At 64.1% G+C, this 21,695-nt stretch carries 22 protein-coding genes; 13 read left to right on the top strand and 9 right to left on the bottom strand.

The window, feature by feature from the left end:
* Window positions 1-63: 63 nt before the first annotated feature.
* Genes cobA through AC1Y2B_RS00580 form a run of 6 tightly spaced genes read left to right on the top strand, consistent with a single transcriptional unit; the run spans window position 64 to window position 4,860 of the window.
* Window positions 64-849, top strand: a complete 786-nt coding sequence (cobA, locus tag AC1Y2B_RS00605; RefSeq protein WP_482251094.1) for a uroporphyrinogen-III C-methyltransferase — start codon at window positions 64-66, stop codon at window positions 847-849.
* Window positions 846-1,154: a DUF2849 domain-containing protein gene (locus AC1Y2B_RS00600; protein ID WP_482251093.1), complete on the top strand. Its 309-nt coding sequence runs from the start codon at window positions 846-848 to the stop codon at window positions 1,152-1,154. Before cobA ends, AC1Y2B_RS00600 begins: the two co-directional genes overlap by 4 nt.
* The gene (locus AC1Y2B_RS00595; protein WP_482251092.1) at window positions 1,147-2,814 is read left to right on the top strand and encodes a nitrite/sulfite reductase; all 1,668 of its coding nucleotides are present in this window, start codon (window positions 1,147-1,149) and stop codon (window positions 2,812-2,814) included. Before AC1Y2B_RS00600 ends, AC1Y2B_RS00595 begins: the two co-directional genes overlap by 8 nt.
* Window positions 2,804-3,577 carry a phosphoadenylyl-sulfate reductase gene (locus AC1Y2B_RS00590; RefSeq protein ID WP_482251091.1) on the top strand — a complete coding sequence of 258 codons (774 nt, stop codon included), beginning with the start codon at window positions 2,804-2,806 and terminating at the stop codon, window positions 3,575-3,577. Before AC1Y2B_RS00595 ends, AC1Y2B_RS00590 begins: the two co-directional genes overlap by 11 nt.
* On the top strand, window positions 3,574-3,978 hold the full coding sequence (locus AC1Y2B_RS00585) for a DUF934 domain-containing protein (RefSeq protein ID WP_482251090.1): 405 nt from the start codon (window positions 3,574-3,576) through the stop codon (window positions 3,976-3,978). The genes AC1Y2B_RS00590 and AC1Y2B_RS00585 overlap by 4 nt, the downstream gene beginning before the upstream one ends.
* A gap of 51 nt (window positions 3,979-4,029) precedes the next feature.
* Entirely contained in the window at window positions 4,030-4,860 is an 831-nt protein-coding gene (locus tag AC1Y2B_RS00580; protein WP_482251089.1) for a ferredoxin--NADP reductase, read from the top strand.
* Between the two features lie 57 nt (window positions 4,861-4,917).
* Here the strand turns inward: AC1Y2B_RS00580 and AC1Y2B_RS00575 are convergent, their stop codons facing one another.
* Both AC1Y2B_RS00575 and AC1Y2B_RS00570 read right to left on the bottom strand, forming a co-directional pair.
* Window positions 4,918-5,892: a capsular polysaccharide export protein, LipB/KpsS family gene (locus AC1Y2B_RS00575; protein WP_482251088.1), complete on the bottom strand. Its 975-nt coding sequence runs from the start codon at window positions 5,890-5,892 to the stop codon at window positions 4,918-4,920.
* 88 nt (window positions 5,893-5,980) lie between these two features.
* A complete protein-coding gene (locus AC1Y2B_RS00570) occupies window positions 5,981-6,397 on the bottom strand; it encodes a hypothetical protein (protein ID WP_482251087.1) in 417 nt (138 codons plus the stop codon).
* A 175-nt stretch (window positions 6,398-6,572) separates the two neighbouring features.
* Between AC1Y2B_RS00570 and infC the strand changes: the two genes are divergently transcribed.
* The 3 genes from infC (at window position 6,573) to AC1Y2B_RS00555 (ending at window position 7,988) form a co-directional block, all read left to right on the top strand.
* Window positions 6,573-7,112, top strand: a complete 540-nt coding sequence (gene infC / locus AC1Y2B_RS00565) for a translation initiation factor IF-3 (protein ID WP_482251271.1) — start codon at window positions 6,573-6,575, stop codon at window positions 7,110-7,112.
* Window positions 7,113-7,219: 107 nt separating this feature from the next.
* Complete coding sequence (locus AC1Y2B_RS00560; protein ID WP_482251086.1) at window positions 7,220-7,552, top strand: ArsR/SmtB family transcription factor; 333 nt, start codon at window positions 7,220-7,222, stop codon at window positions 7,550-7,552.
* Window positions 7,545-7,988 (top strand): SRPBCC family protein, encoded by a 444-nt coding sequence (locus tag AC1Y2B_RS00555; protein WP_482251085.1) that lies wholly within the window; start codon window positions 7,545-7,547, stop codon window positions 7,986-7,988. The genes AC1Y2B_RS00560 and AC1Y2B_RS00555 overlap by 8 nt, the downstream gene beginning before the upstream one ends.
* A 44-nt stretch (window positions 7,989-8,032) precedes the next feature.
* Here the strand turns inward: AC1Y2B_RS00555 and AC1Y2B_RS00550 are convergent, their stop codons facing one another.
* From AC1Y2B_RS00550 to pyrC, 4 genes are all read right to left on the bottom strand, one after another.
* Window positions 8,033-8,806 (bottom strand): L-fucose dehydrogenase, encoded by a 774-nt coding sequence (locus AC1Y2B_RS00550; protein WP_482251084.1) that lies wholly within the window; start codon window positions 8,804-8,806, stop codon window positions 8,033-8,035.
* Between the two features lie 14 nt (window positions 8,807-8,820).
* Entirely contained in the window at window positions 8,821-10,320 is a 1,500-nt protein-coding gene (locus tag AC1Y2B_RS00545; RefSeq protein WP_482251083.1) for a replicative DNA helicase, read from the bottom strand.
* Between the two features lie 283 nt (window positions 10,321-10,603).
* Entirely contained in the window at window positions 10,604-11,281 is a 678-nt protein-coding gene (locus AC1Y2B_RS00540) for an orotate phosphoribosyltransferase (protein ID WP_482251082.1), read from the bottom strand.
* Between the two features lie 64 nt (window positions 11,282-11,345).
* A complete protein-coding gene (pyrC, locus tag AC1Y2B_RS00535) occupies window positions 11,346-12,386 on the bottom strand; it encodes a dihydroorotase (protein WP_482251081.1) in 1,041 nt (346 codons plus the stop codon).
* 96 nt (window positions 12,387-12,482) lie between these two features.
* Between pyrC and AC1Y2B_RS00530 the strand changes: the two genes are divergently transcribed.
* Window positions 12,483-12,896 (top strand): lysozyme inhibitor LprI family protein, encoded by a 414-nt coding sequence (locus AC1Y2B_RS00530; RefSeq protein WP_482251080.1) that lies wholly within the window; start codon window positions 12,483-12,485, stop codon window positions 12,894-12,896.
* A gap of 81 nt (window positions 12,897-12,977) precedes the next feature.
* Here the strand turns inward: AC1Y2B_RS00530 and AC1Y2B_RS00525 are convergent, their stop codons facing one another.
* Both AC1Y2B_RS00525 and AC1Y2B_RS00520 read right to left on the bottom strand, forming a co-directional pair.
* On the bottom strand, window positions 12,978-13,895 hold the full coding sequence (locus AC1Y2B_RS00525; RefSeq protein WP_482251079.1) for a phosphoadenosine phosphosulfate reductase: 918 nt from the start codon (window positions 13,893-13,895) through the stop codon (window positions 12,978-12,980).
* A 159-nt stretch (window positions 13,896-14,054) separates the two neighbouring features.
* Window positions 14,055-15,059 (bottom strand): glycosyltransferase family 2 protein, encoded by a 1,005-nt coding sequence (locus AC1Y2B_RS00520; RefSeq protein WP_482251078.1) that lies wholly within the window; start codon window positions 15,057-15,059, stop codon window positions 14,055-14,057.
* Window positions 15,060-15,134: 75 nt separating this feature from the next.
* Between AC1Y2B_RS00520 and AC1Y2B_RS00515 the strand changes: the two genes are divergently transcribed.
* The 3 genes from AC1Y2B_RS00515 (at window position 15,135) to AC1Y2B_RS00505 (ending at window position 19,654) form a co-directional block, all read left to right on the top strand.
* Window positions 15,135-16,037 (top strand): MBL fold metallo-hydrolase, encoded by a 903-nt coding sequence (locus AC1Y2B_RS00515; protein WP_482251077.1) that lies wholly within the window; start codon window positions 15,135-15,137, stop codon window positions 16,035-16,037.
* Window positions 16,038-16,256: 219 nt separating this feature from the next.
* On the top strand, window positions 16,257-18,581 hold the full coding sequence (locus AC1Y2B_RS00510; RefSeq protein ID WP_482251076.1) for an OmpA family protein: 2,325 nt from the start codon (window positions 16,257-16,259) through the stop codon (window positions 18,579-18,581).
* 89 nt (window positions 18,582-18,670) lie between these two features.
* Window positions 18,671-19,654, top strand: coding sequence for an XdhC family protein (locus tag AC1Y2B_RS00505; protein WP_482251075.1), 984 nt, complete (start codon window positions 18,671-18,673; stop codon window positions 19,652-19,654).
* Window positions 19,655-19,756: 102 nt separating this feature from the next.
* On the opposite strand, the gene AC1Y2B_RS00500 is transcribed toward AC1Y2B_RS00505, so the two are convergent.
* A complete protein-coding gene (locus tag AC1Y2B_RS00500) occupies window positions 19,757-21,634 on the bottom strand; it encodes a heavy metal translocating P-type ATPase (RefSeq protein ID WP_482251074.1) in 1,878 nt (625 codons plus the stop codon).
* Window positions 21,635-21,695 lie beyond the last annotated feature (61 nt).

The following is a 21,695-nucleotide window of genomic DNA, read 5'->3' as shown; positions in this document are numbered from 1 at the left end:
GCAAGGGTCTATGGCGCAAACATGGGAAATTATTCTATATTGAGGGAAGAAAAGAGGCCCCCGATGACCGACCTGCCGATCTTTCCGCAAACCGAGGCCGCCGAGACGGCCGCCGTGACCTTTGTCGGCGTGGGGCCGGGGGCTGCCCAGCATCTGACATTGGGCGCCTGCAACGCGCTGCTAGGGGCACAGGTGGTGCTGCATGACCGGCTGGTCGGCCCCGAGGTTCTGGCGCTGATCCCGTCGCATGTCCGCCGGATCGATGTCGGCAAAGAGGGCTTCGGTCCCTCCGCCGGCCAATCCCAGATCAATGCCCTTTTGGTGGCCGAGGCGCGAACCGGTGCCCGTGTGGTGCGTCTGAAGGGCGGCGACTGCGGGATCTTTGGCCGTCTGGAGGAAGAGATCGAGGCGCTGGAGGCGGCGGGCCTCTCCTTCACCATCCTGCCTGGTCTGACCGCCTCCACCGTTGCCGCTGCCGCCATCGGGCAAAGCCTGACGCGCCGGGGCCGCAACGCCGCCTTCCGCATCCTGACCGGCCATGACATGGAAGGCTTTGCCGAACAGGACTGGCGCGGCATGGCGCGGGCGGGAGAGGTTGCCGCCATTTACATGGGCAAGAAATCCGCACGCTTCCTGCAAGGCCGCCTGATGATGCATGGCGCGCCCCCTGATACGCCTGTCACGCTGGTCGAAAACGTCTCACGCGCCGGCCAGCGCATAGTCGCCGCCACGCTGGCCACCTTGCCCGAAGCGGCACTGTCGCTTGAAGGCCCCGCCGTGATCCTTTATGGCCTGCAGCCACGCCGGGCTGCGGATGCCCTGTCCCGTTTGAAAGAGGCCCGCGCATGAGCCGCAAGTATATCCCCAAAGTCGTCACCGCCAATCGTCTGCGGGAAGGCGATGTGGTCTATCAGACCGCCGATGACCGCTGGACCCCGCATCACCACGAGGCCGAGCTGATCGAGGACGAGGCGCATGCGCAACTGCGCCTGCTGCACGCGGCATCCCAAAAATTGTACGTCGTGGGCGCTTATCTTGCGGATGCCAAGCTGGGTCCGAACGGCCCCGAACCCACCCATTTCCGCGAGGCGTTCCGCACGCGCGGCCCTTCGAACTACCACCACGGCAAGCAGGCGGACCTGACGAATGTATGACTATACCGATTTTGACGAGTCCTTTGTCCGCTCTCGTGTCGCCCAGTTCTCCGATCAGGTCGCCCGCCGTCTGGATGGCAGCCTGACAGAGGATGAATTCCGGCCCCTCCGTCTGATGAACGGGCTTTACCTGCAACTGCACGCCTACATGCTGCGGGTCGCCATCCCCTACGGCACGATCAACCCACGCCAGATGCGCCAGCTCGCCTATATCGCCGACACTTGGGACAAGGGCTACGGCCACTTCACCACGCGGCAGAACATCCAGTTCAACTGGCCGAAGCTGCCTGACGTGCCGGCGGTGCTGTCCGCGCTGGCCGATGTGCAGATGCATGCCATCCAGACCTCGGGCAACTGCGTGCGCAACGTGACCGCCGACCACTTCGCCGGTGCTGCTGCGGATGAGATCGAAGACCCGCGCCCCTATGCCGAACTGCTGCGCCAATGGTCCACCGACCATCCGGAATTCCAGTTCCTGCCGCGAAAGTTCAAGATCGCCATCACCGGCTCGCCACATGACCGCGCTGTGACTGCCGCGCATGACATCGGCCTGCGCATGACCAGCCGCGACGGCGCACCGGGCTTTGAGGTCTTTGTCGGTGGCGGCCTTGGCCGGACCCCGATGATCGGCCATCTGGTCCGCGAGTATCTGCCTGTCGAAGATCTGCTGCCCTACGTCGAGGCGGTTCTGTCGGTCTACAACACGCTGGGTCGGCGCGATAACAAGTACAAGGCCCGCATCAAGATCACCCTGTTCGAGACCGGCAAGGAAGAACTGACCCGCATGGTCGAGGAACGCTTCGCCGAGGTGCGCCCGCTGTTCGGCGGTGCCGATCAGGCCCTGCTGGCCGAAATCCGTGCGGCCTTTGCCCAGCCCGACCTGAAGACCGCGCCCATTGACGGCTATGACGCGTTCTACAAAGCCGATCCGGTGTTCCGCGCCTGGGCTGACACCAACCTTGCCGCCCATCGCAAGGTCGACCATGCCATCGTGACCATCTCGGTCAAGGCGCATGGTCAGACGCCGGGCGATGCCTCGTCGGACCAGATGCGGATGATTGCCGACTTGTCAGAGAAGTACGGCTACTCCGAACTGCGGATCTCCCACGAACAGAACGTGATCCTGCCGCATGTGCACAAGGGCGACCTGCCCGCCGTTCATGCCGCCTTGGCACAAGTCGGGCTGGCGACCGCCAACGTGGGCCTGCTGTCAGACATCATCGCCTGCCCCGGCATGGACTACTGCGCCCTCGCGACGGCCCGCTCGATCCCCGTGGCGCAGGAACTGGCGCTGCACTTCGAGGCGCTGAAGCTGGAACATGAAATCGGCGCGCTGAAGATCAAGATTTCCGGCTGCATCAACGCCTGCGGCCACCACCATGTCGGACATATCGGCATCCTCGGTCTCGACCGGGCGGGGGTGGAGAACTACCAGATCACCCTTGGCGGCGATGGCACCGAAGATGCCGCCATCGGCGAAAAGACCGGCCCCGGTTTCGCCTATGACGAGATCATCCCCGCCATCGAACGCATCCTGCGCGCCTATCTGGGCCTGCGCCTGCATGCCGAGGAGACCTTCCTGCAAGCTTACCGTCGTGTCGGGATGGAGCCGTTCAAGGCCGCTCTCTATGACCATGAGGACGAGCAGGATGCCGCGTGACCTGCCGCAAGGCCCGGTGGCAGACCGTGTTGCGGCGCTGAACGCCCGCTACCGGCACCACGGCGCCACGGCGGTGCTGGAACATGCGCTGAAGGATGCTGATCTGGGACGGGTGGCCTTGGTATCCTCTTTCGGCTCGGAATCGGTGGTGCTGCTGCATCTGGTCTCGGTGATCGCCCCGGAAACCCCGGTGCTGTTCGTTGACACGCGGATGCTGTTTTCTGAGACGCTGGATTACCAGCGCGAAGTTGCCGAAAAGCTGCACCTGTGTGACATTCGCACGATCCGCGCCTCGCAACCTCGGGTCAGCTTTGAAGACCCCGACGGTAGCCTGCACCAATTCAACACCGACGCCTGCTGCGCGGTCCGCAAGGTGGAACCGCTGGAACGGGCACTGAGCACCTTTGACGGCTGGATCACCGGCCGCAAACGCTATCAGGGGGCAACCCGCCAAACGGTGGAGTTCTTTGAGAACGAGGGTGACTTCCGCATCAAGGTCAACCCCCTTGCCCATTGGGGCCGGGAAGACCTTGAGGAATACATGATCAACAACCGCCTGCCGCGGCATCCCTTGGTCGCCAAGGGCTATCCGTCCATCGGCTGCGCGCCGTGCACCACGCCTGTGAAACCGGGTGAAGATCCCCGCGCAGGCCGTTGGCGCAACACGGAAAAAGTCGAATGCGGCATTCACTTCATCAACGGCAAGGCCGTTCGGGTGCCCCTGAATGCCGCCGCAAAACCCACTGAGGAGTCCGCGCTATGAGCGTGATCGTCACCGATCAGGGCTTCTCGCCCGCCACCGAAACCGCAGCCGTCAGGCTGGCTGACATAACCGCACACACGGGCACGCTCGACCTTGCTCAAACCGATGATCCGGCGCTGGTCGAACCCTATCTGGCCGACCTCACCCTGATCCGCGTGGCCTTCCCGGCCTTCAACGATGGCCGCGCCTTCACCATCGCCCGCCGGCTGCGGATGGCGGGATACACGGGTGCCCTGCGCGCCGTGGGGCCGGTGATCGCCGATCAATACGCCATGGCCCGCCGTGTCGGCTTTGACAGTGTCGAAATCCCAGATGACCTCGCCGCCCGCCAGCCCGAAGCGCAATGGCTGTTCCGCGCTGACTGGAAGGCCCATGACTATCTGTCGCGTCTGAAAGCGTAATCGGGGCTTCCCCCGCCGCGCCCCCTGACGTATTCCCGAAATCGTATATCCATGACTGAAGCGACCGTGATGAACGAAGCCGCCGCCAAACCCGCCAAACCGCATTTGCCCGACGCCCAGACCGTGACCTCGGTCAAGCATTGGACCGACCGTCTGTTCTCGTTCCGGGTCACACGGCCGCGCAGCTTGCGCTTCCGCTCGGGCGAGTTCGTGATGATCGGCCTTATGGGTGACACCGGCAAACCGCTGCTGCGCGCTTATTCCATCGCCTCACCGGCCTGGGACGAAGAACTGGAGTTCTACTCGATCAAGGTGCCGGATGGCCCGCTGACCTCGAAGCTGCAGCACATCAAGGTCGGCGACGAAATCATCCTGCGCCCGAAACCGGTGGGCACCTTGGTGCATGACGCCCTCTTGCCCGGCAAGCGCATCTGGTTCCTGTCGACCGGCACCGGCTTTGCCCCCTTCGCCAGCCTGCTGCGTGAACCGGAAACCTATGAGAAATACGACAGCGTCATCATGATGCACACCTGCCGCGAGGTGGCCGAACTGGAATATGGCCGCCAACTGGTCGAAAGCCTGAAGGATGACCCGCTGATCGGCGAATTGGTGGGCGACAAGCTGAAGTACTATCCCACGACCACCCGCGAAGCCTCGCACTACATGGGGCGAATCACTGACAACATGCTGTCGGGCAAAGTCTTTGCCGATCTGAACCTGCCACCGATGAACCCCGAGGAAGACCGCGCCATGGTTTGCGGGTCCTTGGCCTTCAACCATGACGTCAAGGCGGTGCTGGAGACGTTCGGCCTGCACGAGGGCGCCAATTCCGAACCGCTGGAATATGTGGTGGAAAAGGCCTTCGTCGGCGACGGCATCTGACGCTGGCACACCATTCGCGAAAGTTCAGGGGGGAAGCGGGAAACCGCTTCCCCTTTTCTATTCCGCCTGCAAACGTTCCTTGGAAAACCCGGCCGCCGCACAGCGCGCCCAGATCGCAGCCTGCACCCCCGGAGCGCCCAAGCGCAGGCAGTGGCGCAGGAAATACCACGCCAGATACTGCGCGTATCCTCCCCTGCGCTGCAGTTGGGCCGACAGAACCGCCGGGAAATCCTCGGCCCTCGTCACCCGGCCGGCGATGTGATGGAAATCAGCCTGCCCAAACAGCACGGCCGGCTTGCGGTGCAGGAAACCTTCCAATGCTACGGTCGAATTGATCGACACCGTGGCCGCACAGCTGTCGAGGATGTCATGCACATTGGCATCGGTCAGGATCACGCGGTCGTCGCCCCGTAAGGCCAGGCTAAGGTCGGCGAGGGTGAAGGGATTTTTCACCAGGGGATGCGGCTTGACGACGATGGGGCGGTCAATGTCGGCGGCACGCACCGCCGCCAGCATCGCAAGGTCGTCGAACGTGGTGACCTGCTGCTTCATCGGATATTCGCCCTGCAGGAAGACGGCGATGGAACCCGCCGGCAAAGCAGTCTTTTCGACCTTCTGGCCATATTTCGACTGTCGCGGCACCACCAGCCGGGCGCGTTGGGCGTCAAAGAAGCCCTTGGCCCGCATAAAAGGCACGGCACCGGGTTCGTAGCTTAGCCCACCGATCGAGGAGCAGGCCTTGGTGCCCACCGGATCCAGATGCCAGAACTCCCAAAAATAGGCGACCGCGGCGTTCAGGACCCCCTCGGCTTGGACCGAGCGATCATCGACGATGTGCAGATTGCCGTCGGCAAAGCGGCCATCAGTCACGCATCGGGTGGCTGGGGTCAGGTCTGCAGCGCGCGGGCGGATGTCGAGGGCGATGCCCTCTTGTCGGGCCATGTCGCGGATCACGCGGTACAGGCGCAGGTGGCGGCCCGCCAAAGCCTCGGTCGCGCCGTCGGGCGGCAGGTGCAGGACGATCTTTGCCATGGCCCATGCTAAAAGCTGGCGTGCCGCCGCGCAAAAGAAAAAGGCCGCAGGTGTAAACCTGCGGCCCTGTTCGTGCAGAAAGGTCCGATTACTGGATCTTCAGCGCGGTCTTGATTTGCGCGATCACGGCGGTGATCTTGGCAGCGTCGGTGCCAGCGTCGGTGACAGCAGCCTTCAGCGTGGTCTTGGTGGCGTCATCAGCCGACGAAGCGTCGATGAACTTGGCGACGGCAGCAGCGTCGAACTTGGCCGGGTCCAGAACGGCAGCGGCGTCAGCCGGTGCAGCGGTGGTAGCCGCCGGAGCGGTGGTCGCGGCCGGAGCGGTCGTCGCAGCCGGAGCGGTGGTCGCAGCCGGAGCCGTGGTGGCGGCCGGTGCAGTGGTCGCAGCCGGTGCGGTCGCGGTTGCCGTGGCATCAGCAGCCGGTGCCGCTTTGTGCGAGACCTTCCACCAGATGCCGCCTGCGACGACGATGACGATGACTGCGATGATGACGTTTCTATTCATGCCGGTTCTCCATGAAGCGACGGTTAATCCTAGCGGCGGGTATGACAGAAGGTTACAGCGTTGGAAAGCCCCACCTCCTCGCTGCAGAACAGGCTGTAAAGCCCGCTTACGGGTTGAAGCTGGCGCAGCAAGGGACTATCTTGCGCCAGCGAAACAACGATGAAGGACCACAACCATAGCACGCCGCCCTCACAACGCTCCGCCGCAACGCGAAACCGGCCCGCGTATAAATGACCGCATTCGCTCGCCCGAAATTCGGCTCATCGGGGCCGATGGCGAAAACGTAGGGGTGGTCACACCCGCACGTGCGATGGCCATGGCCGAGGAAGCGGGGCTGGATCTGGTCGAAATCTCGCCCACCGCCGAACCGCCGGTCTGCAAGATCATGGATTTCGGCAAATACAAGTATGAGCAGCAGAAACGCGAGGCTGAAGCCCGCAAGAAGCAGCACATCATCGAAATCAAGGAAATCAAGTTCCGTCCGGGTACCGACACGAACGACTATGACGTCAAGATGCGCTCTGTCCTGAAGTTTCTGGAAGAGGGCGACAAGGTCAAGGTCACCCTGCGCTTCCGCGGTCGTGAAATGGCCCACCAAGAGCTGGGTCTGGCCCTTCTGCACCGTGTGGCCGCCGATGTCGGTGACAACGGCAAGGTCGAATCAATGCCGCGGCTGGAAGGCCGTCAGATGGTCATGATGATCGGGCCAAAGTAACAGATTTGTGATCGCAAGAAGAATGCGGGGCCGTCGGGCCCCGTTTTTTTGTTCCGTCATTCCACCTTTTGGTTGAACGAATCCGCGAGCCGGTGTAGTTCAACCCTATGGTTGAACAATCCGCCCTGACAGACATCCTCAAAGCCGCCAGCGACCCGTCGCGGCGCGAAATCCTGACGCTTCTGGCGCAGAATGGCCCGACCCGCGTCACCGAAATCGCGGCCCGGTTTGAGATGAGCCTCAACGCCGTCTCCAAGCACATCAAGGTGCTGGAGGCGGCCGGACTGGTCGGCCGTCATACGCAATGGCGCGAACATCTGATCGAGGTGCGGCTGGAACGGCTGTCCCTTGTGGACGTCTGGTTCCGACAATTGCGCTCGATCTGGGACCTGCGACTGGACGCCTTGACCCATATTCTGGAGGAGAAAAAGGATGAATGACATAAGCCCGAATGAACTGAGCCTGTCTCTGCAGCGACGCATCAACGCGACGGTGGAAAAAGTGTATGCGGCTTGGCTGGAACCTGCGACCCTGACCCGCTTCATCAACGGTTGCAAAGCCGGGATCACTATGACCAAGGCGGAAACAGATCCGCGCGTGGGCGGGCGGTTCCTTTTGCTGATGCACAATGGGCAGACCGATGTGCCCCACACAGGCACTTATCTGGAACTGGTCCCGTATTCGCGCATCGCCTTCACATGGGAATCGCCCTACTCGACGGTGGAAAACAGCACGGTGACGCTGGATCTGGTCCCCGACGGGACCGCAACCCTGCTGACCCTGACCCATGTCCGATTCGAATCAGAGGGGAGCCGCGACGGGCATCGTGGCGGCTGGACCGCCATTCTGGACGGATTGCTGGCAACCCCGCTTTGACATCCGCTGCGAAAGCGCTGACTTGCCGCGCTGCCGCAGGGACTTCAGCGGTCCAACGCCCGATCCAGATGCGTGTACCCGCCGTCGACGTAAAGCCACTGCCCCGTCGTATGTGCTGACCGTGGCGACAGCGCAAAGACGGCGGCAGCGGCGATCTCGCTGTCCAGCGTCATCCGATGCCCCAAGGGAATCCGTGCTGTGATCTTTTCCAGCTGCGCCTCGGGGTCATCAAAGGTCTTGATCCAGTTGGCATACATCGGCGTCATCACTTCCGCCGGAATCACCGCATTGACCCTGACGCCATCGGGCGCAAAGGCCGCAGCCCATTCCCGCGTCAACCCCAGTTGCGCCGCCTTCGCCGCCACATAGGCCGAGGTATGACCCTGCCCGGTGATCGCCGTCTTGGACGAGATGTTCACGATGGCCCCGATCTCGGCCCTGATATCCTCGGCCAGAAGGTGAACCAGCGTGTAATAGTGCAGCAAGTTCTGGTCGAGCGAGGCGCGGAAGGCGTCCGGCGAGGTCTCCAGCCCCAGACTGTCATTGCGCCCGGCGTTGTTGACAAGGCCATAGATGCGGCCCCCGGCCTGGGCCTTGACCACGGCGGCACGGCAGTCGTCGTCCTTGGCCAAATCAGCCTGAATGAACTCCGCCGGGCCAATCGCCCGCAGGCGGTCCATGAATTCACCCTCGGGCGCGCGGCGGGCCACGATGACCGGGACGGCGCCCTCTTCCGCCAGCGTCTGACTGATGGCGGCGCCAATCCCCGCCCCGCCGCCCGTGACGATGATGCGCTTGCCCTTGAGTTGCAGATCCATCCTAAACCACCGTCCTAAAAGCCAACTTCGCCGCCGCCGCCGCCCTGCGTCCACTTCTGCGCCAGATTGCCAAACCGGGTGAAGCGGCCTTCGAAGGAAAGTTCAACCGAGCCGATCGGCCCGTGGCGCTGCTTGCCGATGATGACCTCGGCCTTGCCATGGACGTTTTCCATGATGGTCTGCCACTGCGCCATCTTTTCCAGCTCGTGATCGCCGGGTTTCTCGCGTTCCTTGTAGTATTCGTCGCGGTAGACGAACATCACCACGTCGGCGTCCTGCTCGATCGAGCCGGATTCCCGAAGGTCGCTCAACTGAGGCCGCTTGTCCTCACGGCTTTCCACCTGACGCGACAGCTGCGACAGCGCCATGACCGGAATGTTCAACTCCTTGGCGATGGCTTTCAGCCCTTGGGTGATTTCCGAAACTTCCTGCACCCGGTTTTCCTTGGATGTGCCTTTCAGAAGCTGCAGATAGTCCACCACGATCAAGTCCAGTCCATGCGTCCGCTTCAACCTGCGCGACCGGGCCGCCACCTGCGAAATCGGCAAAGCAGGCGTGTCGTCGATGAACAAAGGGCAGGATTCCAGCGACTTCGCCGCTTCCACAAAACGCCGGAACTCCCCCTCGGTCATGTCGCCGCGCCGGATCTGTTCCGAAGGCACTTCCGAGGCTTCCGACAGGATCCGCGCCGCCAACTGCTCCGCACTCATTTCCAGCGAGAAGAACCCGACCGAGCCGCCTTCAATCGTGCCCTCCGAACCGTCGGGTAACCGGCCCCGCTTGTAAGCCTTGGCGATGTTGAAGGCGATGTTGGTGGCGAGAGAGGTCTTGCCCATCGAAGGCCGCCCGGCAAGGATCAGAAGGTCAGACGGATGCAGTCCCCCAAGCTTCTTGTCCAGATCAACCAGCCCGGTGGAAATCCCCGCCAGCCCGCCATCGCGCTGGTAAGCCGCGTTGGCGACATTGACTGCCTCGGTCACCGCTTTCAGGAACGACTGAAAGCCGCGTTCCGCCACCCCCTGCTCGCCCAACTTGTAAAGCCGCTGCTCGGCCTCGATGATCTGCTCACGCGGCTCGCTGTCGACCTCGACCTTGCCCGCCTTGGCCGCAATATCCTTGCCGAGCCCGATCAACTCGCGTCGCACCGCCAGATCATAGATCATCTGCGCATAGTCCCGCGCCGCATAGGCCGAGATGGCAGCCCCCGCCAAACGCACCAGATAGGCTGGACCGCCCAGTTCCTTCAGCCCCGGATCATCCTCGAAGAACGGCTTCAACGTCACCGGGCTCGCCAAAGCGTTTTTCTGAATCCGCGCCGCCATCCGTTCAAAGATGCGCTGATGAACCGGGTCATAGAAATGCTCCGCCTTCACCAACGAAGACACCCGGTCATAGACCTCGTTGTTGGTCAGAATAGCACCCAAAAGCTGCTGCTCGCCTTCGATATTGTGCGGCATGGCTTCGGTCTCGGGAAGCGCAGGCAAAACCTGCCGCAGCGTGGCCACTTCATTCATGCTCGTCCCCGTTCTTGCCGTTTCTTGATTGGTCCCCGACTTAGACCCCTGACCCACGCCTCGGCAAGTCCTGAACAAGTCGGTGGATAAGTCCGGTCACAGACTCAGCGCCTACGGTCACTCTACCACATCTGGCGTCGGTCTATCAGTGCAAACGCCAAAGACACGATTCGCAGGCGGACTTATCCCCAAAGCATCCACAGGCGCGTCCACCGCTTTCGCCTCACCCTTGCCAAATATCCTCGGGGGGTGAGCGCTTGCGCGAGGGGGGCGGAACGCCCCCTTACTTCGCCCTGGCAGCCTGCCAGCCGCGCGGATCGTGCAAGAAGGCTTCCACTTCGCTCAACGTCGCCTCGTCAAAGGCACCCTGCGCGCGGGCTTCGGCCAGCACATCCCACCAGGTGCAAAGGTGATGCAGCGCGATGCCGTGATCTGCCAGCTTGCCCACCGTCTCGGGGAAGATGCCGTAGTAGAAGATCACGGCCGTATGCGCGCAGGTGGCCCCGGTCTCGCGGATCGCATCGACGAAGGACAGTTTGCTGCCACCATCTGTGGTCAGGTCCTCGACCAGCAGCACGCGCTGGCCTTCGGTCATGGCGCCCTCGATGCGGGCATTGCGGCCATAGCCCTTCGGCTTCTTGCGCACATAGGTCATCGGCAGGGCCAGACGCTCGGCCACCAGGGCTGCGAAGGGGATGCCCGCCGTCTCGCCGCCAGCGATGTTGTCAAACGCCTCCAGCCCCGCATCGCGCAGCACGGTGACTGTCAGGAAATCCATCAGGACCGACCGGATGCGCGGGTAGCTGATCAGCTTGCGGCAGTCGATATAGGTGGGAGACGGCAGGCCCGAGGCCAGCGTGAACGGCGTGGCCGCATTGAAATGCACGGCCTTGATCTCCAGCAAGGCGCGGGCGGTCAGGCGGGCGATTTCCTCTTTCGGCGGGAAGCTGGCGGGGATCATCAGGAGCTCCAGTGTGGCAGGGTGCCAAAAATTTTCGCCGAAAATTTTTCGGCGGGTGGCGGGGTCAGCGCTGGACGCGCCAGTGGATCGGGAAACCGGGGTCAAAGACAGTGACGGGGCCCGCGCCCGAGGTGATCTTTTCGGGGAAGCTCACCGGATCGGCGGATTTCTCTAAGGTCAGCTGGGCGTCCGAAAGCGGCAGGCCGTAGAAGGCTGCCCCGTTCAGGCTGGTGAAAGCTTCCAGCTTGTCCAGCGCATTGTCCTCTTCAAAGACATGCGCCAGCAACGGCATCGTATTGGTCGCCGTAAAGCAGCCGGCGCAGCCGCAGGCATGTTCCTTCAAGGCGTCAATATGGGGGGCCGAATCGGTGCCGAGAAAATAGCGGCTGTCGCCCGAGGTCGCAGCCTTCCTGAGCGCCAGACGGTGCTTTTCCCGCTTGGCAACCGGCAGACAGTAGTAGTGCGGCTTGATGCCACCGACGAGGATGTGGTTGCGGTTGATGATCAGGTGATGCGTCGTGATCGTCGCGGCAAGGTTCCCGGCCGAGGCCGCATAGGCCACGCCCTCTTCCGTCGTGATGTGTTCCATCACGACGCGCAGGTCCGGAATGCGGCGGCGCAGCGGGTCCAGTACGGTGTCGATGAACACCGCCTCGCGGTCGAAGATGTCGACCTCGGGCGTTGTCACCTCGCCATGGGTGCAAAGGGGCAGGCCGATCTCGGCCATCTTCTCCAGCACGCCCATCACTTTGCCAAAGTCGCGCACTCCGCCATGCGAGTTCGTCGTGGCGCCCGCCGGGTAAAGCTTCACGGCTTTGACCAGACCCGAGGCAGCTGCGGCGGCGACATCGGCCGGGTCGGTGCCCTCGGTCAGGTACAGCGTCATCAGGGGTTCGAAGGCCGCTCCGTCCGGCAGGGCGGCCAGAATGCGGTCCCGGTAGGCCAGCGCCTGCGCGCTTGTCACAACCGGTGGCACAAGGTTCGGCATGATGATCGCCCGGGCGAAATCGCGGGCGGATTCCGGGGCGACCGCTGCCAGCATCGCGCCATCGCGCAGGTGCAGGTGCATGTCGTCGGGACGGCGGAGGGTGATGATCTGGCGCATGGCGAGGCCCTAGCGCAAGGCATGGCGAAATTCCAGTGGGATTGCGCGGCTCTTGCCATCGGGCTAGGCTCGAAGGCCATCATGGAGGCTTTTTCAATGTCCCGTCTTGCCCCTGTCGCCTTTCTTTTGACCCTTCTGCCTTGCGCAGGCATCCCCCTCATCGCGGCGGCACAAGACGTCGATTGCTCAAAGGCGGAAGTGCAGGTCGAAATGACCTATTGCGCCGAACAGGATTGGAAAGCTGCCGATGCCAAGCTCAACGACGCTTACAAGGTGGCCATCGCCGCGATGAAAAGCATCGACATCAATCTGGATGCCTCCGAACGCGGGGCCGAGGCTGCTCTGCGCGCCTCGCAGCGCGCCTGGATCGACTTTCGCGACAACACCTGCACGGCCGAGGGCTACGCCTATCACGGTGGTTCGATGGAAGAGATGGTGATCTATCAGTGCCGGGCCCGGGTCTCGGCCACGCGGGCGGACGAGTTGACCAACATGGCCACCGGCGACTGAGGGGCCAGATCTTTCCGCAACGGAACACTGCCGTCTCGCCCGGTGACCGTCATCCGTTCTTTGTCAGACAGATCCCCCGGGTCAGGCTTTTGCCAGCAGATCCGCCAGACGCTTCTTGAACTTGCCCTGATTGAGCCGGTTGGCCACGTTGCGGCACACCATGATTTCGCGCGCAGGACGCGGCGTTGCGGCGACCTGCAGCAGGCGCAGGTAAGACAGATCGTCGCGCCGGTTGCGCCACAAGGCGCCGTAGCGGGCCGGTGACAGCTTGCCGTCCATCGCCGCACAAATCAGATGGTTGAGAATGCCCATCCTTGCGAAAGCCCCCTCGACATCCGCCCCTGCCAGACGCGCGTCAAAGCGGTTGACATGGGGGGCGCGGTACAGGGCGGAATGCATCGCATCCAGACTTTGGCCCGGATCGCAGATCACCGTCGCCACCGCAGCGCTTTCGATCATGTCGGGGGCAAAGCCATAGCGTGAGGTGAAGTCCAGCCGCCGTGCTTCGCGATGCCGGTTGTCCCAATTGGCAAGGCCGGGGTTCAGGGTGGCGACCGGGTTCAAAAGCAGCACCCGTGCGCCCGGTGCCGTCACCGAAAAGGCCGCTGCCGCATAGCCCGATGCCCCTGCGCCATAAAACAGCACACGGTCAAAATCCTCAAAGAAGCCCTCGTCTACCAAGCGGTCGAAATAGGCATAAACGGCAGGGTCGCGGTACCAAGGCCCGGCTTCGGACAACAGGCACAGGTGCGACCAGTCGCATTCGTCCGCCAAGGCCATGCCCGCCGGCAATTGCTTGGCCCGGCCGCGCGCGGCGCCATAGTTGTCGAAGGTCACAAGCAAGGTCGGGGAATTGTCCAGAAACAGCGCACTGTGCGCGGCGCCGACCTTCTGGAAATAGCCGCTGTCCTCTCCAATCGCATCCATGGCGCGCATCCATTCGGCGCGATCTTGCGCGGCCGAGGCATCCAGCATCACGTCGCTGTCGAGGTCACTCATGTCGTTCACCATTCTGGCCGCACCCGAAAGGTAGCCTGACTTTGGCAACCCGAGCTAACCCCCAAGTTGCATTATCGCCCCAATGCTGGGCGTATCAAGGAAATAAGCGGGAAGATTGCCCCCGCAGGCAGGACAGTGCGAAAGGACTGTTTCCAGCCGTCAGCTTTGCCCGCGATGGGCCACAATCAGCGCCGCCTCTGCCGCAGAAAGAGCGCGGCTTGGTCCAACCATCAACAATCTGCCAAACAGACCGCGCCACGGCTCTTCGGCCATCAGGGCGGCGAAACGTGCCCTGCGCCATGCCACCGCCTGCCCATGCAGCGCGCCAAGGACCGGGTCGGCATGCAACTCCTGGCGCAGCCCGGCGCTGTCGAGCGCCAGGATCGCGCGATCCTCGACCGCGCACAGGTTGCGTTCCACCCAATAGCCCACATCAAACGCCTGCGCCTCGCGGTTGGCGCGGCCGCGATCGCATTTGACCAGATAGCTTTCCGCAGCGCCCAGCGCATAGTGGTTCAGTTGCACCAGTCGGTAATTGTCCTGCCGGTAGTCGGAAAACAGCCGCTGACCCAGCGCCACCGATCGCCCGGATCCGTCAAACCAGCGCGCCTCCGGTCCCGGAGCGGGGCTTTTGGGCCGATGCACCCCGAGCTTGCGGAAGAACGCAGGACGGTGAAGCGTCTTGAACATCTGCGCCCGCCACGGCCAGCCCAGCGTGACCGGTGCGGCCAAGGTGAAGGTCTCGGTGACGGGACGGTCCTCATAGTGGATCACGCCGGCATTGCCGAACAGCCGCCAGGTCAGCGGGATGGCATCCGCCTTGGGCAAGGCCGCCAGCAAGTCCGGCAGGCGTCGGGCGCCCACATGAATGTTCACGAACTCGTCGATATCGGCAAACAGGACCCAGTCGGCCTGCCGCACCAGGGGGTGCTTGTCCGCCACCTTGAGCGCAGCCCATTGCGGACCCTCGTCATGCGGGCCGGTGTTGCGGATGTGGGTCAGCCAATCCATCGCCGCCAGACGGTCCAGCATGGTGTCGGTGCCATCGTCGCAATCGTTGGAAAAGGCCAGCACATCGGTGAAGCCGCAGGCGCGATGATGGGCCAGCCACTCCAGCAGGAAGGCACCTTCATTCTTGACCGTGAGCACAAGGGTAGACCGCATGATCTGAGGCTAGCAGGCCCACCGCCCCTAGGCAAACCGCTTGACCCCAGAGCGCACAACCCGCACCCTGTCGTCATGACATCCGGCATCACCCAGCATCTGCGCGTTCTTGAACCGCATCCCGGCATCCTGGCCTTCCACGATGGCCGCGTCGCAGGACACCGTTTTCTTCCGCAGGACAACTGGGTGGATGACGGGGCGATCTCGCTGGGGATTGCGTCTTATGCCTTGATCAGCGGAGACGAGGCCTTGGTCTATGACACCCATGTCTCGTTGCCCCATGCCGAGGCGATCAAGGCGGCACTTGTGGCACGGGGCGTCACCCGGCTGACCGTCATCCTGTCGCATTGGCATCTGGACCATGTCGCCGGCACGGCCGCATTCGCGGGGGTGCCGGTCATCGCCACGGCGCGCACGCTGGCCCATCTGACCGAGCACAAGGCCGGCATCGAGGACGGCAGCTTTCACGGCCTGCCCGTGATCTCTCCGCTGATCCTGCCCGACCGCATCTTTTCGGGCCGAATGGAGCTGGCCCTTGGCACGCGCCGCATCGTGCTGATCGAGGCGAATATCCACTCCGACGACGCCACTGTCCTGTGGTTGCCCGACGAGGGCGTCCTTTTGGCTGGTGATACTGTCGAAGACAGCGTCACCTATGTCGGAGAGCCCGACGATTTCGCCCTCCATCTGGCTGACCTTGACCGTCTGGTGGCCCTGCAACCACGCCACATCCTGCCCAACCATGGCGCGGCCGAGGTGATTGCCGCCGGCGGCTACGGACCCGCCCTGCTGAGCGCCACCCAAACCTATATCCGCTGGCTGCAAGGCTTGCGGTCCGACCCCACCCGCGCTGCCCTGCCTTTGGCCGAGGTGATCGGCCCCGACCTCGCCGCGGGAACACTGACGTGGTTTGCGCCCTATCAGACCGTCCACGCCCAAAACATCCGGCGCACTCTGGCGCTTCAGGCTGGCAACTAGCCTGCGTTAGCGTCACCGGACGGCGCGTGATGCAAGACTATGATCGATGCAATATCAAGCTGGCAGAGTGTTGCCGAGGTTACGTCTCGTCATGGCCTCTCAGGTCTGCGCTATCGCATATCACACAGGAATTCTGGCACAACGGCACAGGTTCCCGGCAGAATCAGACCGACGAACTTTGAAATAAGACCCGACCACTTCCTCACGAAAGGTGTGTGCATGAAATTATTGATAAACACGGCCACGATCCTGTCTTTGGCGCTTTATGTGGTGCCGCCCTTTGCGGCCCAGGCGCAGGATCTGCAAACGGTGAAAGTGGGCGACCAGTCGGTGATCTGTCTGCCCAACAAGAAGACCGCCTGCCCGGATGGCGCCTTCTGCGTCGTGGCCAAGAACCCCAAGAATTGCCAATCGAATGCCGAGAAGGCGGTTGCCGCCGCCGCGGGCGGGACTGCCGCCCCGGCAACAGATCCGGGCACCACCACAGACCAGGCCGCGACCGATCAGGCCGCCGCCGACAAGGCTGCCGCTGACAAGGCCGCAGCAGACAAGGCCGCTGCGGATCAAGCGGCTGCAGACAAGGCCGCTGCGGATCAAGCGGCTGCGGACAAAGCCGCCGCCGACAAAGCAGCTGCCGAGCAAGCCAAAGCTGACAAGGCTGCCGCCAAACAAGCCGCTGCGGATAAAGCCGCGACAGACAAGGCCGCTGCTGATCACGCTGCCGCCGACAAAGCTGCTGCTGACAAGGCTGCCGCGGATCAAGCCGCCGCCGACAAGGCCGCTGCTGATCAAGCTGCTGCTGACAAGGCTGCAGCAGATCAAGCCGCCGCCGACAAGGCCGCAGCGGACAAGGCTGCCGCTGACAAGTCCGCTGGCGACCAGACCACGCCCCCGACTTCGAAGGCTGTGACAGAGTTCAAGTCGGTCACGACGGCAAGTGGCCAGGAAGTGATCTGTTTGCCCGACAAATCCTCGGTCTGCCCGGACGGCGCGCTTTGCGTCTATGCGACCAAGATCCCGAAATGCACGGCTCTGGCCGAAAAGAAGGTTGCGGCGATGGGTGCCGCTGGCGCGGACAAGGCCGCTGCTGACAAGGCCGCCGCTGACAAGGCCGCTGTCGACCAAGCTGCCGCGGACAAGGCGGCCTCCGACAAAGCGGCCAGCGATCAGGCAGCCGCTGACAAAGCCGCAGCAGACAAGGCCGCTGCCGACAAGTCGACCACGGACCAAGCCGCAGCAGACAAGGCCGCCGCGGACAAGGCGGCTGCCGACCAGGCTGCCATGGATGCCGCCAACATCGCGGCCGCCAAGAAGGCCGAGCAGGACGCTGCCGCCAAGGCCGCTGCCGACCCAAGCCTGAAACCCGTCGAAGCGCCGGTTGTCGATCAGCAGGCCGTCAAGACGCTGGAAACCATCCTCGCCACCCCCGAGCAAACCGCAGGCAACACTCAGGCCCCGGCCGCGCCGGTGGCGGCTGCGGCGGCGGACAACAAGGATCTGACGGTGGCGCCGAAAGACCAGCTGCTGCCGCCGACTTCGAAGGACGTGACGGTCACGACCGAAACCGTGACCGATGCCAACACCCGCTCGTCCTCGCAAGACTTCGCGGCGGCGCCGGTTCAAGTGGCGCCGGGCAAGAAATCCGGCCTGTCGGATCTGGAAAAAGTCGGCCTTCTGGCGCTTGGCGCGCTGGCCATCGGCGCGATGATCAACAACAACCAGCAGCAGGTCGTTTCCAACACCGGTGACCGGGTTGTGGTCAAGCAACAGGACGGCAGCTATCAGGTCTACAAGGATGACAACTCGTTGCTGCGCGAGCCGGGCTCGAAGGTCACGACCGAGACGTTCAAGGACGGTTCGACCCGTTCGGTGGTGACCCGTCAGGACGGCAGCCAGATCACCACGATCCGCGATGCGACCGGCCGCGTGCTGCAACGGGTGGCCTATGACCGCCACGGCAAGGCGACCGTGCTGATCGATGACCTGCAGCCGGAACACACGATCGACGTCTCCACCCTGCCGAAACCGCAGGCGGATCGCAACAAGATCACCGTGGACGGCAGCGACGCCGCGATGCGGGCGGCCCTGGCCTCGGCCAATACCGAAGATCTGGGACAGAAGTTCTCGCTGCGCCAGATCCGCACCATCAAAGAGGTGCGCTGGCTGGCGCCGACGATCGACATCAACAACATCACCTTTGCGACGGGTTCCGCCGCAATTGACCCCAGCGAGGCGCGCAAGCTGAACAAGCTGGGCACCTTCATCACCGACATGATCGACCAGAACCCCGGCGAAGTCTTCCTGATCGAAGGCCACACCGACGCGGTCGGCTCTGCCGCGTCCAACCTTGCGCTGTCAGACCGGCGCGCGGAATCGGTGGCCAAAGCGTTGACCGAATACTTCCAGGTGCCGCCGGAGAACATGGTGGTGCAGGGATATGGCGAGACGGAACTGGTGGTCGACAGCCAGGGTGACGAGTTGGCCAACCGCCGGGTTGCGGTGCGCATCATCACGCCCCTGCTGCAACAGGCCGCTGCCAACTGAGACAGGCAATGACATCAAACGCCGCCGGATGACCTCCGGCGGCGTTTCCTTTTGGCGCGGATGGGTTCAGACTGGCGGCAGAGGTGACCATGTCAGACCAAGCGCTTTCCCCCGATCAGATCCCCGAAATTGCCCTTCAGTGGCTGCGCGGCGGCCGCAGGCCTTGGCTGGCCACGGTGGTGGAGACCTGGGGCTCTGCCCCGCGTCCCCCGGGCTCGCAGATGGTGGTGGATGCCACGGGGGCGATGATGGGCTCTGTCTCGGGCGGCTGTGTCGAAGGCGCCGTGGTGGCCGAGGCGCAGTCGGGCGGAATGGCGCGGCTTTTGACCTATGGCGTGGCGGATGAAGCGGCTTTTGCGGTGGGGCTGGCCTGTGGCGGCACGATCCGGGTCCTGCTGGAGCCGGTGGGAGAGGGTGTCACCGCCCTGCCCGAAACGCTGCTGGCAGACCTGGTTGCGGCGCGTGCCGCACCTGCCGCCGTGGCGCTGGTGACCGATCTTGCCAGTTTCGACCACCGTCTCGTGGCCAAGGGCCACGATCCCGTGGTCGACCGGGCGCTGGCCGCCGATAAATCGGCGGCCGACGAAAACCGCTTCATCGGCGTGCACAATCCGCCCCTGCGGCTGTTCGTGGTGGGGGCGGTGCAGATCGCGCAGGCGCTGGTGCCGATGGCGCGCGCCCTTGGCCATGCCGTGACGCTGATCGACCCGCGCTCGGCCTTCGGCTCGGCCGCGCGCTTTCCGCAGGAGGCCCTGGTCGAAGAGTGGCCTGACGAGGCGCTGCCCCGCCTCGCCCCCGACGCCCGCAGTGCCATCATCACCCTGACCCATGACGCCAAGCTGGACGACCCGGCGATTGCCTTCGCCTTGCGGTCACCGGTCTACTACCTCGGCTGTCTCGGCTCGACCCGGACCCATGCCAAGCGACTGGATCGGCTGCGGGCCTTGGGGTTCACCGATCCCGACTTGGCGCGGATCCATGCGCCGGCTGGCTTGAACATCGGGGCGAAGTCCCCCGCAGAGATTGCCCTGTCGATTTTGGCCGAAGTGACGCAGGTTTTGCGAAAGGGCTGAGGGCGGCGGCCATGGCGGGCCCCCGCCGCTGCCGCCCGCCCAAAGCACGGCAAACGGGGCTGCACATAGGCCATGCATATCGGAGCAAAGGCGGCACCGCCCTCAGGTCGTGCGGATCGGGTCGGCCAAAAGGCGCAGGCCGTTCAGGACCACCAGAAGGGTGCCGCCCTCGTGGCCGATGACGGCCAAGGGCAGCGGGAGGTGGAAGAACAGACCACCGGTCACCAGCACCACCATGGCGCCGATGGCGAAGGTCAGGTTCTGGCGGATCACCCGCATCGTGCGGCGGGCCAGGCGGTGGGCGGCGGCCAGACGCTCCATGTCTTCGGACAGAAGCGCCACGTCAGCGGCCTGCAGGGCGACCTCGGACCCGGCGGCCCCCATCGCGATGCCGACATCGGCGCGGGCCAGTGCGGCGGCGTCGTTGACGCCGTCGCCCACGAAGGCGACCTTGGTGGTGCGCGCCAAGTCATCCACCAGCGCCACCTTGTCCTGCGGTAGCATGTCGGCGTGAACTTCGGCTTCGGTGATGCCCAACGTCCGGGCGATGCGCAAGGCCACCGGCCGGCGGTCGCCGGTCATCATGACGATCTGGCTGACGCCATCGCGCCGCAAGGCCGCGATCCCGGCGCGCGAGGTGGCGCGCGGCTGGTCTGCCACGGCGATGGCGCCCAACAGCAGGGGGCCCCGGCCCAGATAGACCACCGTCTGGCTGCCCGAGGTCATTTCCGTCAGGCGCAGGTGATCCAGCGCCGCCCCCATCCGTGCCACCATGCGCGGATTGCCAGCCCAGAGCGCGCCCAGCGCATCGGTGCCGGTGATGCCTTCAGAGGGCGAGGTGATCACTTCGGTCACCGTCGCCGGCACCAGATCGCGGCGGGCGACCTCGCGCCGGATGGCACCGGCGATCGGGTGTTCGGAATGTGCCTCGATCCCGGCGAGCAGGGACAGGAAGGCGTCCTCCTCCCCTTCCAGCGCCACGACAGCCGTCACTTCGGCGCGACCCGTGGTCAAGGTGCCGGTCTTGTCGAAGGCAAAGGTCTTGACCTTGGCCAACTGCTCCAGTGCGGCACCGCCCTTGAACAGCACGCCACCGCGCGCCGCCGCCGACAGCGCCGACAGGATCGCGGCCGGGACCGAAATCACCACCGCGCAGGGCGAGGCCGCAACCAACAGCGTGGCAGCCTGATAAAGCGACTTGGCAGGCGGGACTCCCAGTACCAGCAACACCAGATAGGCCGCGACCGAGCCCACCAGCACCGCCACCGTATAGCGCTGGCCGAACCAGTCGCTGAAGCGTTCCGAGGGGGCCTTCATGCCCTGCGCCTCGGTCACCAGCGCAATCATCCGGGCGACGGTCGATTGCTCGAGCGTGCGGCTGACCTCCATCGTCAAGACGGCGTTCAGGTTCACCGTCGCTTCGTGCAACTTTGACCCCGGCTCTTTGGCCACCGGCACCGATTCCCCCGTGATGGTGCTTTCGTCGATTTCGCCCAGGCCTTCGGACAGGACACCATCGACCGGCACCCGCGCGCCGGGGCGCAGGATCACGCGGTCCCCCACCGCAAGGTCACGCACCGCCACCTCCTCGACGCCCTCCGGTCCCAGACGCAGCGCGGTTTCCGGGCGCAGTGCCATCAGTGCCTCGACCGCGCGGCGGGCCTTGCCAAGGGCGCGATGCTCCAGCGTGCCGGACAGGGAGAACAGCGCCAAAAGCACCGCGCCCTCCAGCACCGCACCGACCGAGGCTGCGGCAAGGGCCGCCACCACCATCAGCAGGTCGATGTCCAGCCGGAACTTGCCGAACAGCGCGCGCAGCGCCTCGATCCCGGCAGGCACGCCCCCCGCAAGATAGGCCAAAGCCAGTGCCACGCTGACCACCGCCTGCGGCAAAGGCAAAAGGAAGGTCGAGACCGCTGCAATGGTCAGGCCCAGGATGGTCAGCAGCGTCAAGCTCAGGTCGCGGGTGTCTTCGGTCATAGGGTCTCGCTTCAGAGGGTCTCGCTTCAGGTTTGCGATCAGCCTACACCATGCCACACTG

This window comes from Stagnihabitans sp., from assembly GCF_964946895.1.
Note: the sequence above shows the minus strand (reverse complement) of the source record. Positions and strands in the feature narration are given on the sequence as shown.

What these genes read in the sequence shown, in the direction of transcription:
- cobA (WP_482251094.1), top strand. Translation starts at nt 64, where the DNA reads ATGACCGACCTGCCGATCTTTCCGCAAACCGAGGCCGCCGAGACGGCC.
- AC1Y2B_RS00600 (WP_482251093.1), top strand. Translation starts at nt 846, where the DNA reads ATGAGCCGCAAGTATATCCCCAAAGTCGTCACCGCCAATCGTCTGCGG.
- AC1Y2B_RS00595 (WP_482251092.1), top strand. Translation starts at nt 1,147, where the DNA reads ATGTATGACTATACCGATTTTGACGAGTCCTTTGTCCGCTCTCGTGTC.
- AC1Y2B_RS00590 (WP_482251091.1), top strand. Translation starts at nt 2,804, where the DNA reads ATGCCGCGTGACCTGCCGCAAGGCCCGGTGGCAGACCGTGTTGCGGCG.
- AC1Y2B_RS00585 (WP_482251090.1), top strand. Translation starts at nt 3,574, where the DNA reads ATGAGCGTGATCGTCACCGATCAGGGCTTCTCGCCCGCCACCGAAACC.
- AC1Y2B_RS00580 (WP_482251089.1), top strand. Translation starts at nt 4,030, where the DNA reads ATGACTGAAGCGACCGTGATGAACGAAGCCGCCGCCAAACCCGCCAAA.
- AC1Y2B_RS00575 (WP_482251088.1), bottom strand. Translation starts at nt 5,892, where the DNA reads ATGGCAAAGATCGTCCTGCACCTGCCGCCCGACGGCGCGACCGAGGCT.
- AC1Y2B_RS00570 (WP_482251087.1), bottom strand. Translation starts at nt 6,397, where the DNA reads ATGAATAGAAACGTCATCATCGCAGTCATCGTCATCGTCGTCGCAGGC.
- AC1Y2B_RS00560 (WP_482251086.1), top strand. Translation starts at nt 7,220, where the DNA reads ATGGTTGAACAATCCGCCCTGACAGACATCCTCAAAGCCGCCAGCGAC.
- AC1Y2B_RS00555 (WP_482251085.1), top strand. Translation starts at nt 7,545, where the DNA reads ATGAATGACATAAGCCCGAATGAACTGAGCCTGTCTCTGCAGCGACGC.
- AC1Y2B_RS00550 (WP_482251084.1), bottom strand. Translation starts at nt 8,806, where the DNA reads ATGGATCTGCAACTCAAGGGCAAGCGCATCATCGTCACGGGCGGCGGG.
- AC1Y2B_RS00545 (WP_482251083.1), bottom strand. Translation starts at nt 10,320, where the DNA reads ATGAATGAAGTGGCCACGCTGCGGCAGGTTTTGCCTGCGCTTCCCGAG.
- AC1Y2B_RS00540 (WP_482251082.1), bottom strand. Translation starts at nt 11,281, where the DNA reads ATGATCCCCGCCAGCTTCCCGCCGAAAGAGGAAATCGCCCGCCTGACC.
- pyrC (WP_482251081.1), bottom strand. Translation starts at nt 12,386, where the DNA reads ATGCGCCAGATCATCACCCTCCGCCGTCCCGACGACATGCACCTGCAC.
- AC1Y2B_RS00530 (WP_482251080.1), top strand. Translation starts at nt 12,483, where the DNA reads ATGTCCCGTCTTGCCCCTGTCGCCTTTCTTTTGACCCTTCTGCCTTGC.
- AC1Y2B_RS00525 (WP_482251079.1), bottom strand. Translation starts at nt 13,895, where the DNA reads ATGAGTGACCTCGACAGCGACGTGATGCTGGATGCCTCGGCCGCGCAA.
- AC1Y2B_RS00520 (WP_482251078.1), bottom strand. Translation starts at nt 15,059, where the DNA reads ATGCGGTCTACCCTTGTGCTCACGGTCAAGAATGAAGGTGCCTTCCTG.
- AC1Y2B_RS00515 (WP_482251077.1), top strand. Translation starts at nt 15,135, where the DNA reads ATGACATCCGGCATCACCCAGCATCTGCGCGTTCTTGAACCGCATCCC.
- AC1Y2B_RS00510 (WP_482251076.1), top strand. Translation starts at nt 16,257, where the DNA reads ATGAAATTATTGATAAACACGGCCACGATCCTGTCTTTGGCGCTTTAT.
- AC1Y2B_RS00505 (WP_482251075.1), top strand. Translation starts at nt 18,671, where the DNA reads ATGTCAGACCAAGCGCTTTCCCCCGATCAGATCCCCGAAATTGCCCTT.
- AC1Y2B_RS00500 (WP_482251074.1), bottom strand. Translation starts at nt 21,634, where the DNA reads ATGACCGAAGACACCCGCGACCTGAGCTTGACGCTGCTGACCATCCTG.